Genomic DNA, 1,118 nt, shown 5'->3' with positions numbered 1-1,118 from the left:
TCAATCACCGAGTTAAGAAAACTAATAAGGATATCCTTACTCCCTTGAGAGCCAAAAACCTTTTTGAAGGCATAATCTGTTTTAACATCTAAAAAACGCATCCAAATACTCCTTTATGCGGCAAAAATTCAAATTCTCGTAACCGTTCAGATATAGCCACAGAGCCACACAGAACACAGAGGGAATATATAATCACGAATGAATCCAAATCTCTTTGAACAACAAAAAGATTTGTAGTGCGAGGCGTTAGCTTCGCTTCTGGCAAGCCAAAAGGCGAACTTAAAGGTTCGCACTACATTTTGGGATGTCAGAGGTTAATTCGTATCCATTTGTGGCTAATTTCCTTAATTCTCTGTGAACTCTGTGCCTCTGTGGCTGAACGCTTACCATATTTTGAATTTCGTAAAACCTCTCTCTACCAACAGAACATCTCTACGAGGCTAAATTTTGTTACATTCCATTTATTTTACTTTATTTAATTTCGTGAAGCCCTAATTCAAGTAACCATAAATGGTAACCGTTCACAGGTGTCCATACTCAGGTAATCATCACAAATCGTGGGACACCTTAATGTCTTTCACTATAATTAATACCCTTAATTTCCTCTATTGTTAATCCCGTTACCTGGGATATTTTTTCAACTTTCTCCCCTGATTTCAAAAGACTTTTCGCTACTTCTATTTTGCCTTGTTGTATTCCTTGTTGTATTCCTTGTTTTAAGGCAAACTCTATCGCACCTCTTTGCATTCGGATAAAATCGTGCCGCTTATATTGAATCTCTAACTCCTTCTCACTCATCCCCGCAGTATTGGCTATTTCAAATGCCTCCTTTATTTCTATCTCTTTAACTAATGTCTCTGGTGTATATTCAAGTCTGCCTGCATTCTTTATAAAATATATCCATTTGTCTTTGATTGAATCCAGCTCATCCTCATTCTTCTTAAATTTGGGCAATTCGATAAAAACAAGTTCGATTTCATCATGGTATTTGATTAAAGTTTCCTTTTCGATGAGATTGAAATAGGTGATAACCTTATCTACATCCTCGAACATGATAAAGTCCGTAATGGTTAGAGCAATAATAGGTTCAAGGCTGGTAAATGACTCTGTCTCTTTTA

At 36.5% G+C, this 1,118-nt stretch carries 2 protein-coding genes; both read right to left on the bottom strand.

Annotation, left to right across the window (positions count from 1 at the left end):
• On the bottom strand, positions 1-101 hold a 101-nt coding region (locus tag AB1414_21335; GenBank protein MEW6609955.1), incomplete at its 3' end, for a PD-(D/E)XK nuclease family transposase.
• Between the two features lie 466 nt (positions 102-567).
• On the bottom strand, positions 568-1,118 hold a 551-nt coding region (locus AB1414_21330; GenBank protein MEW6609954.1), incomplete at its 5' end, for an Rpn family recombination-promoting nuclease/putative transposase.

This window comes from bacterium (assembly GCA_040755795.1).
In the GTDB taxonomy this organism is placed as follows: Bacteria; UBA9089; CG2-30-40-21; order CG2-30-40-21; family SBAY01; genus JBFLXS01.
This window is presented reverse-complemented; position numbering and strand designations above follow the sequence as displayed.